Source organism: Acinetobacter rathckeae (genome assembly GCF_015627125.1).
GTDB lineage: Bacteria > Pseudomonadota > Gammaproteobacteria > Pseudomonadales > Moraxellaceae > Acinetobacter > Acinetobacter rathckeae.
Window position 1 is genome coordinate 40,488 of sequence record NZ_VTDO01000001.1, and the last position, 16,133, is coordinate 56,620.

The following is a 16,133-nucleotide window of genomic DNA, read 5'->3' on the forward strand; positions in this document are numbered from 1 at the left end:
AAAAAAGCTTTGCTGATTTTTAAATCAGTATTTTATTCAATAAAAAATTATGATTTTCATAAACTAATCTAATTATTACAAATTACGTTACTCATGTATCAGTTTGGTGAAAATGATCTTGTTTACAATGTAAACATGTGTATATTGCTCATTAGAGAGAAAGTATTTGTTAAATGTAAATTACAAATATAAATCAGAATTGACAGGGGACTGTAAATGAGCCAAGAAGAAAAGCTACCGAAAATCTTAATTGTTGAAGATGATGAGCGTCTAGCACGTTTAACCCAAGAATACCTAATTCGTAATGGGTTAGAAGTCGCTGTTGAGCCAGATGGTAACCGTGCAATCCGCCGTATTATTGCAGAACAACCAGATATGGTTGTGCTTGATGTGATGCTACCTGGTGCAGATGGCTTAACGGTTTGCCGTGAAGTTCGTGCACATTACCATCAACCTATTTTAATGCTTACTGCACGTACAGAAGATATGGACCAAGTACTTGGTTTAGAAATGGGTGCAGATGACTATGTTGCTAAGCCTGTACAACCCCGTGTTTTACTTGCACGTATTCGCGCATTATTACGCCGTACAGAAAACACTGTGGAAGATGAAGGTTCACAACGTATTGAATTTGATGACCTTGTGATTGACAACGGTGGTCGATCAGTGACATTACATGGTGAGCTTGTTGATTTTACCAGCGCTGAGTATGACCTATTATGGTTACTTGCATCGAATGCAGGCCGTATTTTGTCACGTGAAGATATTTTTGAGCGTTTACGTGGTATTGAGTATGATGGCCAAGACCGCTCAATTGATGTGCGTATTTCAAGAATTCGACCAAAAATTGGCGATGACCCTGAAAACCCGAAACGTATTAAAACTGTACGCAGTAAAGGTTACTTATTTGTTAAAGAAACAAGTGGCCTTTAATTCATAATGTGTGATTGCTTTACCCTAAGGAAAACGATTCGTGCTTAAACACAGTATATTCCTGCGTATTTATGCAACTGTTGTTGGTATGGTAGTTTTAATCACAGTCTTTGCGTACTTTTCTACGCAAGTGGTTAATTATAACCGTGCCCAGCAGTACCGAGAGTCACTCACAGATGGTATTTCTTATGTGATGACCCAAGGGGTAGAGCGTCAAGCCACTATGCAACAAAAGAAAGATTGGATTTCAGATGCGTCTGATCTTTTAGATTTACCTTTACATTTGGTTGATGCAAACCAGATAGAACTGTCTAGTTCAGAGCAAAAGCGTATAGATAATCAGCAGGCCGTGGTGCGTTATGATGCACAAAGCATGGTTGCAAATATTTATATGGGCTTAAAAACAGACAGCAAGCATTATCTATTATTAAACGTCAATAAAATTGGCGAACGTCAAATGAAGGCGTTACCGATCTTCATTTTAGACTATTTAATTTATTACCCTGGTCAAGAGCAACAACACCTAAAAACCATACAACAGCATTTTTCTTATCCGATAGAAATGCGTTCAGTTCTCGATTTAGGTTTAGACTCTGAGCAAATTGGTCGTCTCAGACAAGACCAAAGTATTTTGTTGTACCGCGACAGTGCAACCATGCGTGGTACAACCATCTCTATTGTTTCACCTCTATTAAACAATCCATCCGAAGTGTTGGTGATAGGCCCTGTGCCTATGTTTAATTGGATGCCTGTAGAGTTAGCGGCTGCGATCACCTTGCTGAGTTTATTCTTACTCTGTATAGGTGTGTATTTTGCAATTTTTCCACTCCAACGCAAAGTCAAACAAACCATTGGGGCATTAGACCAGATTAAAAGTGGTGATTTATCGGCACGTTTAAATGTAGATGGCTATGATGAAATGGCCAGTTTATCTTCTAGCTACAATGATATGGCAAATCATATTGAGCGCTTAATTGAAGCCCAACGTGAGCTTATGCGTGCAGTATCACATGAATTACGGACCCCCGTTGCACGTATTCGCTTTGGTATGGAAATGTTGGCAGATGAAGATGATTATGAGTTTAGACAAAGCCAAGTTGAGATGATCGATAAAGATATTGAAGCTTTAAATACACTTATTGATGAAATTATGACCTATGCCAAGCTTGAGCAGGGTACACCATCGTTAGATATTGAAGAGATTGATATTGCGTCGGTATTAAGCCAAGTGCTTACAGAAACGCAAGCTTTAAAAACAGGTAAAGAGATTATTTTAAGCGCACCTGCCGCAGATGTAGTGGCAGAAGCAGAGCGCCGTTATTTACACAGAGTTGTACAAAACTTGGTCGGAAATGCAGTCAGGCATTGCCATACGAAAGTTCGTATTAGTGGCGGTATTCAAGAAGATGGTTTGGCATTTGTCTGTGTTGAGGATGATGGTGAGGGCATTGCAGAAGAAGATCGTGAGCGTGTTTTTGAGGCTTTTGCCCGTTTAGATGACAGTCGTACTCGTGCTTCTGGAGGCTATGGTTTGGGTTTATCTATTGTGAGTCGTATTGCATTTTGGTTTGGTGGAGCGATTAATGTAGATCAAAGCCCAACATTAAAAGGGGCTCGTTTTACCATGACTTGGCCTGCTATCCGTCCAAGCGTACACTCTAAATCTAAATAAAGCATAAAAATACGAGAATAACTCTATAAGGTGCTTAGCCCACTTTTAAGTACCTATTTAATGCAAGCTTGTTTAAATAGTGTCACTTTACTTGATAAGGATATTAGTTATAAATTTTTATACGCCAATCGCATATTGGAAAGTGTAGCCATTTTGAAAAAAACGAGAGCGAGTAGCCCTCGTTTCATATCGTCTTCTACTATATTAAATTGAAGCAAACTTTTCGTTCCATTCTTCTTTTGTTATTTCCCATAGCTCAGTATCAAATTCTCCAGCGATATATTGTTTTTTACTGGTTGATATTAATCGCATACCTGCTTTTTCAGATATTTTTTTTGATGCAAAATTCATCTTTGCCTTTGGTGCACGTAAAACCTTTTTATTCAAGCTATTGAACCAGAAGTCAGTGATAATCGTACTTGCTTCTGTCATATAGCCATTGCCTTGCCATTTTGGCGTAAGCCAAAAACCTCGATGGTCATCTTCTCTTTCTGTGAGTAAAATCATTCCGATGATTGTATTTGGCTCTTCTTTACGTCGAATGGTCCAATGCCAAGCAGTTCCTTTTTCCGATGCAGGAAGGGCAATATTATTTACATATTGGTATGCACCATCTTCAGGATATGGCCAAGGGAAATTAGCAGCAAGATAGCGAACGATTTCCCATTGTGGGAAAGTGGCTTGAATCTGATCTGCATCTATTGATTCTAAGGGACAGAGCAAAAGGTTTTCTGTTTCAAATTTAGGTGCTTTCATTTAAAAATACTTTTTTAGTGTGTCAGATTATTGTGTATGTCGGTTTTATTATTGATCTCACATTTTTACCAAAAATACAATCGAGTCGGTCAATATTTATAGTTTAGCGATATAACTGAAAGGAAGTTTTAAATCTTCTTCAATGATTTGAAATTGTACTGATGTTATTATTTATAAAATATTTTAGTATTCAGTTTTAAAATTAAGTTTTCTATGATGAAAAAACAATTATTTTCTTAGCTTTACCGTTTGTTTGTTCCATTTCACATGCAGCAGAGAGTGAACAGTGTGATGGCCTTGCATATGCTGCAGACACACTAATGACTTTTCATCAGATGGGTTCAGATGTAGAAAAAGCGAAAAGTATTTATAGAAAACTTTTCAAAGAAGATAGTGAGGTTTTCAATCAGATCGTAGATGAAGTAAAGAAATCACCTGTTTATAGCAAAGACGAAGAAGCAGAAAAATCTATAGAAAGCTTTAAAAATAAATGGAAGAACTACTGTATAGAAAACAATATAAAATGATTTTTGGTTGAGTTAATTATTTAAATATTTCATAGAATTAAAGTAATACCAATTCTATAACACTAAAAAAAGGGGCATTTAAAGCCCCTATTTTATTCGTAGGTTGCTGCATCAGGTGGAATAAGCGGGTGTGCATCATCAACTAAAGCGTTCACTGCACTTTCATTGAGGAAAATGGTTGTGGTGTGTTCATTAGAGTGAATGTCATAGTGGTTAATCAGTGTGACATCACCAGAAAGAGTTTCAACAACATACTTGCTTGCAAGGTGTAAAATGCCATCTAGGTTGACTGAAGCAGAGGCCATATCGTTTTGAAATAAGGTTTTAAACTCTTGTAAAGAGAAACTAAGATGGTCGGTTTTTTCTTTAAATAGTTTATCTTGGATATGGCGAATAACCAGTTGAGCTCCTAAAAAATAATTTGATTTATGATTAAATTCTAAATTCATAGCTAATCCCTCTATTATTTCGGTATTGTATCCATATTTTGATATTAGCTGATCTCAACGATTTTGATCTGTATAAGAACTGCTACATTTTTTAAATTTATACCAGTATTTATATGTTTAATAGTAAATAGACGTAAATTTAAGCATTTTTAATTTGGACTTTAAAAAAAATGCCATGCTAAAACGTATTTGGCAGATATTTGCATGTTTGCAGTACAAGAGTTTTTTAATTTCTAAATGAAAAGCGGTATACTAAAAACAATTTGGTTTGTAGTTAGGTATATCTCTGTGCCCATTCAAGAAATTCGTCATCCGCTCATTCGCCACAAAATTGGTTTATTACGCCGTGAAAATATAAGCACAAAAAACTTTCGTGAGTTATCACAGGAAGTGACTATGTTGCTAACTTATGAAGCCACGCAAGATTTACATGTGGTTGATCAAGAGATTGAAGGGTGGGCAGGCTCTGTCACTGTAGAGCGTATTGCAGGTAAAAAAATTACAGTTGTACCTATTTTACGTGCTGGTATTGGCATGCTTGATGGTTTTTTAAATTTAATTCCAAGTGCAAAAGTTAGTGTTTTAGGTTTAGAACGTGATGAAGAAACGCTTGAAGTACGTACTTATTATAAAAAACTCGTTCCTGATGTAGCAAACCGTATTGCGATGATTATCGATCCAATGCTAGCCACAGGTAATTCTTTGATTGCTGCCATTGATGTACTCAAAGCCAGCGGTTGTAAAGATATTCGTGTGATGGTATTGGTTGCTGCACCTGAAGGGATTAAAAAAGTAGAAGATAAACATCCAGATGTACGTATTTTTACTGCATCGATTGATCAAGGATTGAATGAGCAAGGCTATATTGTGCCAGGCTTAGGTGATGCTGGCGATAAGATTTTTGGTAGTGTGCAAAAAGGCGATTAATTTTTTTAAAGCCTGTATCAGATTTGATACAGGCTTTTTTTAAATCTCTTCAAGTGGTCTAGATACTTTTGCCTCGCAAAACTTCATAAATAATTTAAGCCCAGGCCCTTGGTATTTTTGTTGATGCATGAGCATATACAGCGGTCTTTTGAGTGACCAAAACGGTGTTTTGAGCGTGACCAACTGTCCTGTTTCTAGCATGGGTTTGAGTGCTAATTTAGAAATACAAGAAAGCCCTAAGCCACCTGCAACCACTTTTAAAATGGCTTCATTGTGACCTAGGGTCAGCCTTATACTGGCACCTTTAAGGTCTTTTAAAATCACATGATTAAACACATCTCGTGTACCAGAGCCTTCTTCTCTTAAAACCCACTCAATGTCTTGAAAGTCTTTGATGGTTAAAGGGCGTTTCAGTTTGGCTAAAGGGTGGTCTGGTGAGCAACATACCGCCAATTCATCATCATGCCAATGCATTGTGTGTAGCTGTGGCAAATGACATTCACCTTCAATCAGTGCAACATCTAATTGAAATTGACTAACAGCTTCAATCATTTGTCTTGTATTACCGACCTGTAATTGTAAGTGTGCTTGTGGCTGGTATTTTAAAAAGTCTGCCATCAGGTCTGGCATGAGGTAGTCACTGATGGTTAGTGTTGCACCTAAACGTAAGTCGATGTTTTGTAACTCACCCCGAGCAACCAGTTCAAATGACTCACATCTGCCTAAAATTTCCAGTGCTTGTGGAAGTAGAAATCGACCAAGCTCATTGAGCTGTAGTCTTTTACCTAAGCGGTCAAATAGTGGAACACCTAAACCATCTTCAAGGTCGGCAAGTGCCATACTTGCTGCACTTTGAGTCAGCTTAACGGCATCACTTGCTTTGGTAACAGTGCCTTCTTGTGCGACAGCGACAAAAACAGCCAGTTGGCGTAACGTCATACGCATAGTTAGTGTAGCCTTAAATGGAAAATATCAATATTTATATTGTCATGCTAACATGAGGTTACCATTTCTTATACATACATTGAAATTATGAGTCTTGAAAAATTTACCATTGAAACTGTATTGTCAGTGACCCGTTGGTCGGATCATTTATTTAGTTTTACCATGACTCGTCCAGCATCGTTTAAATTTACCGCAGGGCAGTTTGCTCGTATTGGGTTATCTGTAGATGGTGAGTTGGTGGTTCGAGCATATTCTGTAGTGTCTTCGCCTTATGATGATACTTTAGAGTTTTTTTCAATTGTTGTACCAAATGGTGCTTTTACCTCACATTTGAAAGATTTAACTGTGGGCACTGAAATTTATTTAGAAAAAGTCGCCTATGGCTTTTTAACATTGGCACGTTATCAAGCACCTCAGCCACAAGATTTATGGTTATTGGCAACAGGGACAGGTGTTGCACCGTTTTTGTCGATGTTACAAGATTTTGCTGTGTGGAAAGACTATCAACATATTTTCTTGGCTTATAGCGTGCGTACACCTGAAGAATTGGCATATGCTGATAAAATACAGCAGATTTTAGAGGTGTTTTCAGAAGGGCATCAGGGCTTTAAATTTATTCCAATTATTACCCGTGATCCAGAGGCAGTACTCAACCAAAGATTACCCACTTTGATTGAAACAGGTAGATTTGAAGAATTTGCAGGTCATTGCTTGAGTGTAGAAACAAGTCATGTGATGTTGTGTGGTAATCCGCAAATGGTTGAAGATACTAAAAGTGCCTTGAAAGCCAAAGGTTTACTCATGAATAGGCGTGGTGAAGGCAATATTGCAGTTGAAAACTATTGGTAGTTTAGTGTGCAAATGCATCTAAGGTCTGACGTATTTCAGCCAATGCAGTATTTAAGTCGGAAGTAAGCCATGTTGGCTCAAAAAAACCTGAATACAGTTCGACACGGTCTGACGGAATCACAAGGCGAATAAGGCATTCCTCATCGACCAAGCGCCAAGGAATAATTGGTGTTTCTTGGTCTATAAAAGGCGTAACGTTGCGAATATCGATCACCATTGCAGTAATACAATCATATGGTGCAGGTAAAAGCGAAAACTCATCTGTTCTACGGCGTATATACTCAAGGTCTTCCCATTGTAGGGTATAGCCTGCCTTATAAAACTCAATAATACCAATAATATGTTGGTCACGTGTTAAATGCACGTGGCATTGGTGAGTCATGTCTGTATTTAAGTCAAGTGAAATAGGAGTGAGTGTGTATGCCATACAATAACGGTTTTTAAAGGTTAATGCATATTTTACCTCATTTTTATATCGACATAAAATAAGGTTAATCGGTTTACTTCTGCGGTTGCCATGAGTTTTTGTATTGCATTCATGCAGTTATTTTTATGTTTATTGTTACTTAGAATAAGAAAAAAATGATTAGATTGTATACTTAATCCGTATAAAAAAGTATCTGTTTGCTATTTTTGTGATAAATAGAACACATTTTTGTTCGTTGTTGTTATGACAATACAAAAATATTTTTACCGTATGATTATTTGAAATGAAGGTATGTTGCTCGTAAAAAAGCTGCATGTGTATTGTGAAAAAAGCATAGATGGCTAATTTGATATATACAGCGGGCTGAGTGACAAAATATTTAATTTGCAATAAAAACAAGAGGTATAAAAATGAATGATTACTTGTCGAATATGCGAGGCGGTGCAGATTTTAATTATTATTGGAGTCAATTACAGCCAATTTTAGGGGCAGTTGCTGTCTTTATTATTTGCTGGATTTTGGCATTGGCAATCGCAGCGGGTGTTAAAAAAGCACTCGGTGTGGCCAATATGAATAAACATTTGTCTTCAGCAACAGGTCAAACGCCAGATTATGAGAGCTTAACATCGAAGTTTGTGTTTTGGTTTATTCTCATTTTAGGGATTGTTGCGGCACTCAATATTTTAAATATTAATAGTGTGAGTGCGCCGTTTAGCCAAATGATTACACAAGTACTGGTATTTATTCCGAATATTATTTCAGCACTTGTTGTTGGTGGTATTGGATGGATCTTAGCGCGTCTTGCTAAAGCAGGACTGACTAAACTCTTGGCAAAAACTGAACTTGATGAGAAGTTAAGTAGTCAAGTGGGTGTGCAACCTGTTAGTGAAAATATCGCTAGTATTGTCTATTGGTTGATTTTATTGCTATTTTTACCAATTGTATTGTCAATTTTGCATTTAGATGGCCTATTGTTACCTATTCAAAATATGGTGAATGATGTTGTTGGCTTTATACCAAATATCTTTATTGCAGGTGTGATTGCTTTTGTTGGCTATATTATTGCCAAAATTGTACGTGGAATTATTGAAGGTGTTGTCAATGGTTTTGGCTTGCAAGCACAAGTTGAAAAAATTGGCTTATTCAAAAATACCAGTATCGGTAAAGTGCTTGGTTCATTTGCTTTTGCTTTAATTATTGTAACAAGCTTAATTGTTGCATTTGAAGCTTTGGGCATTGAAGCAATTTCTCAGCCTGCAACAGCAATGTTGAATCAAATTATGTACGCCGTGCCAAATATTATTGCGGCAGGTTTGATCTTAATTATTGCTTACATTGTGTCACGCTTTGTGGCAGGTTTAGTGCGTGATGTGCTTTCAGGGACTGGTGTAGATAATGTTCCTGCAAAATTAGATGTGCAACGCTTTATGGGAGAAACAAAAGTTTCTTCGGTTGTGGGTACACTGATTGTATTTTTCACCATGCTGTTTGCCGTGTCTGAGGCATCAAACCGTTTAGGTTTTGAACAAATTAGCAATCTGATTGCGATGTTTATTCAGTTTGGTGCAAGCATCTTACTTGGTGCTGTGATCTTGGTGATCGGTTTCTGGCTGGCTAATGTGGTTGCCAATATTGTACAACGTGGTGAATATAGTAGCTCTCGTTGGTTGGGTAATGTGGTTCGTATTCTTATAATGGGTCTTGTACTTGCCATGGGTTTACGTGCTATGGGCATTGCAGACTCCATTGTTAACCTTGCATTTGGTTTAACTTTGGGTGCGGTGGCTGTTGCATTTGCTTTGGCCTTTGGTCTTGGTGGTCGTCAACCTGCAGAACGCTTGTTAACTTGCTTACTAGACAAAGCAAAAGCAGAGAAAGAAGAGCCAAAATCAGCAATTGAGCAAAAAGATTCAAAAGATGAAAATCCAAGTGCTTAAATTGGGTTGTTAAATGTTTAACCCATTCGGCTGTCTTTTGACAGTCGAATGGTTTTTAGGAGAGTTGTATGTTTGGTCGTAATAAAAAACCAGGTTATTTAGCTCCATTGGTGATTACAGGAATCACCGCAGGTGTGCTTTATAAAGCCTATAAAGCAATATTTGTAGAGGGTGCATCAGCCGATCCAGTTGAAGAAACGCCTAAGCCGTTACCTCGTACTGTAAGTAATGCACCAAAAGATGTTGATGATTTGGCCAATGATACAGAGACAGACGAGCCACTGACGTCTAAATAGGTGTTATACGTATTCTGCGGCAGCTGCCGCAGATGCCCATGCCCATTGAAAATTGTACCCACCTAAATGTCCTGTCACATCTAAAATCTCACCAATAAAAAATAAACCATTTACATAGTTACTTTGCATGGTTTTTGAAGACACTTCTGTTGTATCTACACCGCCAAGTGTGACTTCGGCTGTGCGGTAGCCTTCTGTACCTGAGGGTTTAACATCAAAGGCATGCAGTTGTTTGGCAATCGCATTTAAGCGTTGGTCATTGATTTGACCAATGGCAAGTTCACTTTCTTGTGGCCAGATGAGTTGTTGTAATTCTAAAATAATACTTTTTGTGGTGAGTGGAAGCAGTATAGTGCGTAGTAAAGCTTTGCCTTGTTGTTGCTTTTTCTCTTTAAAAAACTGCGCAAGATCATGCTGTGGAAAAAAGTTAATTGCAAAAGATTCACCTGCTTGCCAGTAGTTAGACAGTTGCAAAGCACTTGGCCCACTTAAGCCACGGTGAGTAAAAAGCATGGCTTCTGTAAATGCAGTTTTATGGTTAGAGAGTGTGACATCTAAAGCATTACCACTGAGCTTTGTGGCTGTATCTTTAATATAATCTGAAAATGTAAAAGGCACGAGCCCTGCACGAGTATCAAAAACATGATGTCCAAACTGTTTTGCAATCTGATAACCAATACCAGAGCCACCCAGTGTTGGAATAGATAAGCCACCGCTAGCGACCACAACCGATTCACAGCTAAAATTGCCCTGTGATGTTTTTACAACAAAGTGCCCATTGGGTTGTTTTCTTACTTGGCTGACATCGTGTTGGGTTTTAATGGTCACTGACTGACTTTTTTCACATTCATCGAGTAGCATTTTTAAAATCAGTTTTGAGCCTTTGGTGGTAAATAGTTGCCCGTGTTTACGTTCTTCGTATTCAATTTTGTGGTCACAGACCATGCCAATAAAGTCCCATTGGGTATAGCGAGACAGTGCAGACTTCACAAAGTGTGGGTTGTGGCATAGGTAGTTGTTGGGTTCAACATCTAAGTTGGTGAAGTTACATTTACCACCACCAGACATGAGTATTTTTTTACCCACTTTGTTGGCTTTTTCTAATACCAGTACGTGACGGCATCGACGACCCGCAAGTGCTGCGAGCATGAGTCCTGCTGCACCTGCACCAAGTACAATCACATCAAAGTGGTTATTCATAAAAGTTACGCCGTACTGAAAAAAGCAGGGCATTATACCTGAGTTTTTGTGAAATACGCTGTGGTTTTATGGCATTAAACTGGCTTTACCTTGTAAGCCACCACTGTGAATGAGCAATATTTTGCTATTTTTAGGAAAATAATTTTGAGCGATTAAATCAAACATGCCATACATCATTTTTCCTGTGTAAATGGGCTCAAGTGGAATCTGGTGTTGCTGTTCGAAGTCTTGTATAAATTGAATCAGTTCATCTGATATTTTGGCATACCCCCCAAAGTGATATTGGCTGTGTAGTGTCCAATGTGTTTTTGACGTTAAGCTTTCAATCTGTTGTTTTAAAAAGTCACCTTTAAGTGCTGAAAACCCCAAAATATGAGTGGCGGCTGTGGTTGACTCAATCAGCCCTGCAATGGTGCCACCTGTACCCACCGCCACGCAAATAACATCGTAATATTGTTTTTCGGCAATGGTTAAAATATCTTGGCAACCTTGTATGGCCAATTGGTTTGTTCCCCCTTCGGGAATAATATAGCTGTTGGGGTATTGCTGTTGTAATTGTGCTAAAAATTGTGGGTCATGTCTTTGTTTGTAGTCGGTGCGGTTTACAAATTGTAATTGCATACCAAAGGCTTGGGCTTGCTGTAGTGTGGCGTTGCGTGGTTTGTTTGCCAGTTCATCACCACGAATAATGCCTATGCTTTGTAGCTGGTATTGTTTGGCGGCATATGCTGTCGCCACAATGTGGTTAGAATATGCACCACCAAAAGTGATCAGGCTGGTTTTTTTTAAGCGAACGGCTTCTTGTAAGTTGTATTTTAGCTTAAAAAATTTATTGCCAGATACAAATGGGTGAATTTGATCTAAACGCTTTATATCTAGTACAAGGTCTTGATTGTGCAAAATAGACTGAATAGGGGTGCTTTGTGTCAACATAACATCATTTATTGCTGTGTATTTACAGAGGTTATCACAGACATACCAGGACGTAATAATGCCGTATCTTTTTGCTGAGGGTCAATCTGAATGCGAACGGGAATACGTTGTACCACTTTGGTGAAGTTGCCTGTGGCATTGTCTGCTTTAATGATACTGAATTCAGAACCTGCGGCGGGGGAAATTTGCTCTACTGTACCTGTAAATTTTTCGTGACCCAATGCATCTACAGTAAACGATGCTTTTTGACCAATCTTCATATGCTCAATTTGCGTTTCTTTAAAATTAGCAATGACCCAGCGTTTTGGTGGAATTAAAAAAAGCAGTTGTGTGCCTGCTGCGACATATTGCCCTAGGCGAGGGCTAACTTCACCCAGTTGACCGTCCATAGGGGCAGTAATTACAGCATAATTTTTAGTAATTTTAGCTTGGTCTAGGCTGGCTTGTGCATTTCTAATTTGTGCTTGTAAACCAACTTGTGCAACTTGGGCTGTTTTTAGGGCTTCTTTTGCAACATCTAAATTTGCCTCAGCTTGTTTTAAAAGTGCTAAATTATTTTGATTGTTGGCAGCAACGGTGTCTTGTTCGGTTTTTGATGATGCACCGCTATTGAGGAGTTGTTGATAACGGCTCAGTTGCTGACGAGATAAGTTATATTGTACCTTCGTTTGCTCAACTTTAGCCTGAGCTGAAATAATATCTGCTTGGCGTTGTGCAATGGTTTGGGTTTGATTGGCAAAGTTATTTTGGCTTTGTTCTACGCTGGCTTGAGCCTGTATGACTTGTTGGTCATAACGGTCGGGGTTAATTTTTATGAGTGGTTGCCCTTGTTTTACATGGTCAAAGTCATTGACTAATACTTCTTGAATATAGCCATTAATTTGTGATGGTAAAACGGTGGTTGTCCCTTTTACATAGCTATTGTCAGTTTCTTCTATAGCGGTATGAAATGGCCCAATACGCCATGCCCATAAAATGGCAGTAATCCCAACCATCAGTACCACAGCCATGACCACAAGCGTGGGTAAACTGGTCGGAATGGTTTTACTGGGTTCTTGCTTAGTGCTATTTTTTTCGGTCATGATGTGATCTCATTCGTTTTATTTACGTTGTGTGCTGTATTTTTGCCAAGCGATGTATGTGAGTGTCCATAAAAATAATAAAATGGCGATGATGCTATTGATATTGACGACATCGTTATATGCTCGTACTTGTGCTTCTCGTGTTACCACTTGTGCTAATAGCTGTGTGGCTTTGGCTTGGTCTAAGGTGGTGTCGGTCAGGTGAGGGCTATAGATGGCAGTATATTGTTTGATGCGGTTGGTCACGTTTGGGTCTGTGCGATCAAGTGTTTGTTCAATATCGAGTTGATAGACTTGTGCTTGGTGTTTTTGGTAGGTGTTGTAAAATGATGACCCAACTAAACTGCCAAAATTTTGCGTGGCTGAAAATAAAATAATAAAGGTAATGACATGGTTTGTGCCTTGTTTGAGTGCCCGTCCCATGCCTGTGAGGAGTAAAGGTCCAATAAATAAACCATTAGCAAAAGCAATTAAAAACTGGCTGTAGAAAAAGTTTTGTGGTCTGACATCACTGGTTAAATGTGCATCGAGCCGACAAGCCACTAAAATGAGTAAAGTTGCTAACAGCAATGGCCAAAATAGATGGTTTCTTGAGAAAGTCAGGGCACTAAATAATGTGCCGAGGAGTACGCCAATAAAAATAATACTGTATAGACCAACAAACTGGTCTTGTCCCATTCCCATGGTTTTTAAAAAATTAACTGCGGTAAAGCTTTGTTCAGACAGTAAAAAGCGTAAGAAAAATGCACCAATGACAAAACGTATGACCGATGCAGTGCCGAGCCAACGGGTTAAAATGAGTGGGTTTGCACGATGATGTTCAAAGAAAAAGCCAAGTACAACGAGGGTGAACCCTGCCATAAGCACATATGCAAGCCATGCCGAGTCAAACCACCATAAAATAGGCCCTTGAGATAACACAGCACATAAGCAAGCAAACCCAGGAGCAAGCAGTAAGAATGTGATGAAGTCTTTTTTCTCAATCACATCTATTTTTAAACCCCGAGGGAGTTTGATGGCAACAACCATGGCAAAACAGCAAATGGCTAAGCCGAGTTCAAAGGTGTAGAGATTCACCCAATGGTTGGCATTGACCAAAAATGGCGAAATCACCCACGCCAAAGGAATGCCTAACTGGTTAAATCCGAAACCAACATAGATGCCCTTTAAGCGGTTGATTTTGCCAAATGATTGCATAATGTAGTACATGCCCAAAGAGCTGAGCGGTGCGGCTACAAAACCGCTAATACAGCGAATAACCAAGGCCATACGGCCATCTTGTACAAATACATGCAGTAGCATGACTGCAATAAAACACAGTAAAGAAATTTCCGTAAACAGGCGTAAGCCGTATTGCTGTCTGGTTTTAAATAAAACAAGGTTCGCACTCACATTTGCCATTACATAAACAGCAGGTAACCATGCACTTTCACTGGGTGTTAGCCCGTATTCGCCTTGAAGTTGTGGTAGGTTAGCCGTAATAAAGCCATTGCTTAAACTTGCAGTGAGTGCAATAAAAGTACCAATAATAAAGTAGGCATAACGTTTGAAGCGGGCATGGTCAAGTGCAGGTGGTGAACCTGGTATGACAGGGCGTTCATCCTCTGCCCAATTGGGTGGTTGTTCTAAATATTTAGGCGATTGTTTTGACATCTATTTAGGGTCTATTGTTATGTCGCTTATGGCTCTATTAAGGGTCTAAATAGACAGAATGTAAAGCGAAAAAATATTTTAAAGTGTTAATTTATAGATGTTTAAGTCAATAAAATGTTCATAACGCCGTAGGAGATTTTATTTTTAGTGCTGTTGTGGTGCAAGTGTAATGGCTTTCATGCTGAAGATGGGGTTAATGAAAATAAAAGCATTGTTCTAAAATTCATACATTGTGTATCCAACTCGCTAGATTAGGCCATTGTTCATTGGTATAGCCATTATGTGACCAATATTTAATAATGCCATCTGAATTAATACAATAGTAGTTACCGTTGTCTTCACAGAAAGGTAGCCAATTTTTTGCTAAGCCTTGTTCTCTCGCTGTGTGTAAGGTTGAAATGAGCTCATCAGAATAAATTTTATCTTTCGATAAACATAATAACTCTATTGTTCCATATAGAATATTACTAACCACTTTAAGCATACGTTTATAGTCTGTACAGAAAGAAAATCCTATCTCTTTTTCATATTGAGCAATGAGGTCATCATCTGGTAAGGGCACATTTGTTCTTTGATTACCTGACAGTTTAATGAGTTCACTCATATAAAATCTAAATCATTTGTTTTTGTCATAATGAACCTGAGTGAAAGTTGAGTTAAATAATAAATATATAACTTTAAGTTATTTTTTGTCCAAAAATATATCAATTTTTATATTGGTATTTTGGCGTATGCTCAAAGCTATTGTATAAAAGAGCCCGTTCAATGAAAACACAACAACAGATTAACCAGCAACAATATCACAATAAATCACAGAATTATTTAAATAGCCAAAATCATGCACAAGGCATTGAATTTGAAAAGATAAGGAAAGTCCTCACAAATCAATCTCAGCCTGTAAAGGTGCTTGATTTGGGGTGTGGTGCAGGGCATGTAAGTTATCAAATTGCAAATTTATGTGAACAAGTCGTGGCATATGATTTGTCTACAGAAATGCTTGATTTAGTGGCAAAAACAGCGAAAGAACGAGGCATAGAAAATTTAGCTATTCAGCAAGGTTGTGCGGAGCATTTGCCGTTTGATGATGCCATGTTTGATGTTGTGGTAACACGTTTCTCTGCACATCATTGGCAAGATATACAGCAGGCCATGCAACATATTTACCGTGTACTTCAACCACATGGAATATTGATTGTGGTAGATAGTATTGGCTCGAATCAACCTATTTTAGATACATTTTTGCAAAGTGTAGAGTTGCTTCGTGACCCAAGCCATGTACGTAATTACAGTTTAGGACAATGGTTAAATTTGAGTGAAAGTCATGGTTTTACGCCGTTGTATGTTGAGCGACAAACATTACCAATTTGCTTAGCTGATTGGGTGAAACGTATGCATACCCCAAATAAAGCCATAGATGCGATTCGTTATTTACAGTCTATGGCATCTAGTATGGTGACATCGCATTTTAAGATACAAACAAATGGTGATTTTCAGCTAGATGTTGGTTATATGGTCTTTAAAAAATAATTTTAATTTTGACTTAATGG

Annotated in this window: 16 protein-coding genes and 1 pseudogene; 8 read left to right on the forward strand and 9 right to left on the reverse strand. The window is 38.3% G+C overall.

Annotated features, from left to right (window positions below):
* Positions 1-216: 216 nt before the first annotated feature.
* Complete coding sequence (gene bfmR, locus I2F31_RS00205; RefSeq protein ID WP_195769909.1) at positions 217-933, forward strand: response regulator transcription factor BfmR; 717 nt, start codon at positions 217-219, stop codon at positions 931-933.
* A gap of 40 nt (positions 934-973) precedes the next feature.
* Entirely contained in the window at positions 974-2,605 is a 1,632-nt protein-coding gene (locus I2F31_RS00210; protein WP_195769910.1) for an ATP-binding protein, read from the forward strand.
* Between the two features lie 204 nt (positions 2,606-2,809).
* Here I2F31_RS00210 and I2F31_RS00215 read toward each other — a convergent pair whose 3' ends face one another.
* Positions 2,810-3,361, reverse strand: a complete 552-nt coding sequence (locus tag I2F31_RS00215) for a GNAT family N-acetyltransferase (protein WP_195773272.1) — start codon at positions 3,359-3,361, stop codon at positions 2,810-2,812.
* A gap of 320 nt (positions 3,362-3,681) precedes the next feature.
* Here I2F31_RS00215 and I2F31_RS00220 point away from each other — a divergent pair, with 320 nt between their 5' ends.
* Positions 3,682-3,888: a 3-hydroxybutyryl-CoA dehydrogenase gene (locus tag I2F31_RS00220; protein ID WP_213014770.1), complete on the forward strand. Its 207-nt coding sequence runs from the start codon at positions 3,682-3,684 to the stop codon at positions 3,886-3,888.
* A gap of 92 nt (positions 3,889-3,980) precedes the next feature.
* On the opposite strand, the gene I2F31_RS00225 is transcribed toward I2F31_RS00220, so the two are convergent.
* Positions 3,981-4,337, reverse strand: a complete 357-nt coding sequence (locus I2F31_RS00225) for a hypothetical protein (RefSeq protein WP_195769912.1) — start codon at positions 4,335-4,337, stop codon at positions 3,981-3,983.
* A 288-nt stretch (positions 4,338-4,625) separates the two neighbouring features.
* On the opposite strand from I2F31_RS00225, the gene upp reads away from it, so the two are divergent.
* Positions 4,626-5,264: a uracil phosphoribosyltransferase gene (upp, locus tag I2F31_RS00230; RefSeq protein ID WP_195769913.1), complete on the forward strand. Its 639-nt coding sequence runs from the start codon at positions 4,626-4,628 to the stop codon at positions 5,262-5,264.
* 39 nt (positions 5,265-5,303) lie between these two features.
* Here upp and gigC read toward each other — a convergent pair whose 3' ends face one another.
* Complete coding sequence (gene gigC, locus I2F31_RS00235; RefSeq protein ID WP_195769914.1) at positions 5,304-6,209, reverse strand: LysR family transcriptional regulator GigC; 906 nt, start codon at positions 6,207-6,209, stop codon at positions 5,304-5,306.
* 87 nt (positions 6,210-6,296) lie between these two features.
* On the opposite strand from gigC, the gene I2F31_RS00240 reads away from it, so the two are divergent.
* Complete coding sequence (locus I2F31_RS00240) at positions 6,297-7,058, forward strand: ferredoxin--NADP reductase (protein WP_195773273.1); 762 nt, start codon at positions 6,297-6,299, stop codon at positions 7,056-7,058.
* Between the two features lies 1 nt (position 7,059).
* Here the strand turns inward: I2F31_RS00240 and I2F31_RS00245 are convergent, their stop codons facing one another.
* Entirely contained in the window at positions 7,060-7,485 is a 426-nt protein-coding gene (locus tag I2F31_RS00245) for a hypothetical protein (RefSeq protein ID WP_195769916.1), read from the reverse strand.
* A 410-nt stretch (positions 7,486-7,895) separates the two neighbouring features.
* On the opposite strand from I2F31_RS00245, the pseudogene I2F31_RS00250 reads away from it, so the two are divergent.
* Both I2F31_RS00250 and I2F31_RS00255 read left to right on the forward strand, forming a co-directional pair.
* A pseudogene (locus I2F31_RS00250) lies at positions 7,896-9,371 on the forward strand (mechanosensitive ion channel); the annotation flags it as partial.
* A gap of 119 nt (positions 9,372-9,490) precedes the next feature.
* The gene (locus tag I2F31_RS00255; RefSeq protein ID WP_195769918.1) at positions 9,491-9,718 is read left to right on the forward strand and encodes a hypothetical protein; all 228 of its coding nucleotides are present in this window, start codon (positions 9,491-9,493) and stop codon (positions 9,716-9,718) included.
* A 3-nt stretch (positions 9,719-9,721) separates the two neighbouring features.
* Here the strand turns inward: I2F31_RS00255 and I2F31_RS00260 are convergent, their stop codons facing one another.
* The 5 genes from I2F31_RS00260 to I2F31_RS00280 all read right to left on the reverse strand — a co-directional run bounded on the left by I2F31_RS00260 (position 9,722) and on the right by I2F31_RS00280 (position 15,190).
* Positions 9,722-10,918, reverse strand: a complete 1,197-nt coding sequence (locus I2F31_RS00260; RefSeq protein WP_195769919.1) for a BaiN/RdsA family NAD(P)/FAD-dependent oxidoreductase — start codon at positions 10,916-10,918, stop codon at positions 9,722-9,724.
* 66 nt (positions 10,919-10,984) lie between these two features.
* The gene (locus tag I2F31_RS00265) at positions 10,985-11,851 is read right to left on the reverse strand and encodes a 1-aminocyclopropane-1-carboxylate deaminase/D-cysteine desulfhydrase (RefSeq protein WP_195769920.1); all 867 of its coding nucleotides are present in this window, start codon (positions 11,849-11,851) and stop codon (positions 10,985-10,987) included.
* A gap of 8 nt (positions 11,852-11,859) precedes the next feature.
* Entirely contained in the window at positions 11,860-12,933 is a 1,074-nt protein-coding gene (locus I2F31_RS00270; protein WP_195773274.1) for an HlyD family secretion protein, read from the reverse strand.
* Between the two features lie 18 nt (positions 12,934-12,951).
* Positions 12,952-14,586, reverse strand: a complete 1,635-nt coding sequence (locus I2F31_RS00275; protein ID WP_195773275.1) for an MFS transporter — start codon at positions 14,584-14,586, stop codon at positions 12,952-12,954.
* Positions 14,587-14,809: 223 nt separating this feature from the next.
* The gene (locus I2F31_RS00280; RefSeq protein WP_195769923.1) at positions 14,810-15,190 is read right to left on the reverse strand and encodes an SMI1/KNR4 family protein; all 381 of its coding nucleotides are present in this window, start codon (positions 15,188-15,190) and stop codon (positions 14,810-14,812) included.
* A gap of 161 nt (positions 15,191-15,351) precedes the next feature.
* Between I2F31_RS00280 and I2F31_RS00285 the strand changes: the two genes are divergently transcribed.
* Positions 15,352-16,113 carry a class I SAM-dependent methyltransferase gene (locus I2F31_RS00285; protein WP_195769924.1) on the forward strand — a complete coding sequence of 254 codons (762 nt, stop codon included), beginning with the start codon at positions 15,352-15,354 and terminating at the stop codon, positions 16,111-16,113.
* The last annotated feature ends 20 nt before the right edge of the window (positions 16,114-16,133 follow it).

Coding starts and splice junctions, on each gene's coding strand:
- bfmR (WP_195769909.1), top strand. CDS start 217: ATGAGCCAAGAAGAAAAGCTACCGAAAATCTTAATTGTTGAAGATGAT.
- I2F31_RS00215 (WP_195773272.1), bottom strand. CDS start 3,361: ATGAAAGCACCTAAATTTGAAACAGAAAACCTTTTGCTCTGTCCCTTA.
- I2F31_RS00220 (WP_213014770.1), top strand. CDS start 3,682: ATGACTTTTCATCAGATGGGTTCAGATGTAGAAAAAGCGAAAAGTATT.
- I2F31_RS00225 (WP_195769912.1), bottom strand. CDS start 4,337: ATGAATTTAGAATTTAATCATAAATCAAATTATTTTTTAGGAGCTCAA.
- gigC (WP_195769914.1), bottom strand. CDS start 6,209: ATGCGTATGACGTTACGCCAACTGGCTGTTTTTGTCGCTGTCGCACAA.
- I2F31_RS00240 (WP_195773273.1), top strand. CDS start 6,297: ATGAGTCTTGAAAAATTTACCATTGAAACTGTATTGTCAGTGACCCGT.
- I2F31_RS00245 (WP_195769916.1), bottom strand. CDS start 7,485: ATGGCATACACACTCACTCCTATTTCACTTGACTTAAATACAGACATG.
- I2F31_RS00255 (WP_195769918.1), top strand. CDS start 9,491: ATGTTTGGTCGTAATAAAAAACCAGGTTATTTAGCTCCATTGGTGATT.
- I2F31_RS00260 (WP_195769919.1), bottom strand. CDS start 10,918: ATGAATAACCACTTTGATGTGATTGTACTTGGTGCAGGTGCAGCAGGA.
- I2F31_RS00265 (WP_195769920.1), bottom strand. CDS start 11,851: ATGTTGACACAAAGCACCCCTATTCAGTCTATTTTGCACAATCAAGAC.
- I2F31_RS00270 (WP_195773274.1), bottom strand. CDS start 12,933: ATGACCGAAAAAAATAGCACTAAGCAAGAACCCAGTAAAACCATTCCG.
- I2F31_RS00275 (WP_195773275.1), bottom strand. CDS start 14,586: ATGTCAAAACAATCGCCTAAATATTTAGAACAACCACCCAATTGGGCA.
- I2F31_RS00280 (WP_195769923.1), bottom strand. CDS start 15,190: ATGAGTGAACTCATTAAACTGTCAGGTAATCAAAGAACAAATGTGCCC.
- I2F31_RS00285 (WP_195769924.1), top strand. CDS start 15,352: ATGAAAACACAACAACAGATTAACCAGCAACAATATCACAATAAATCA.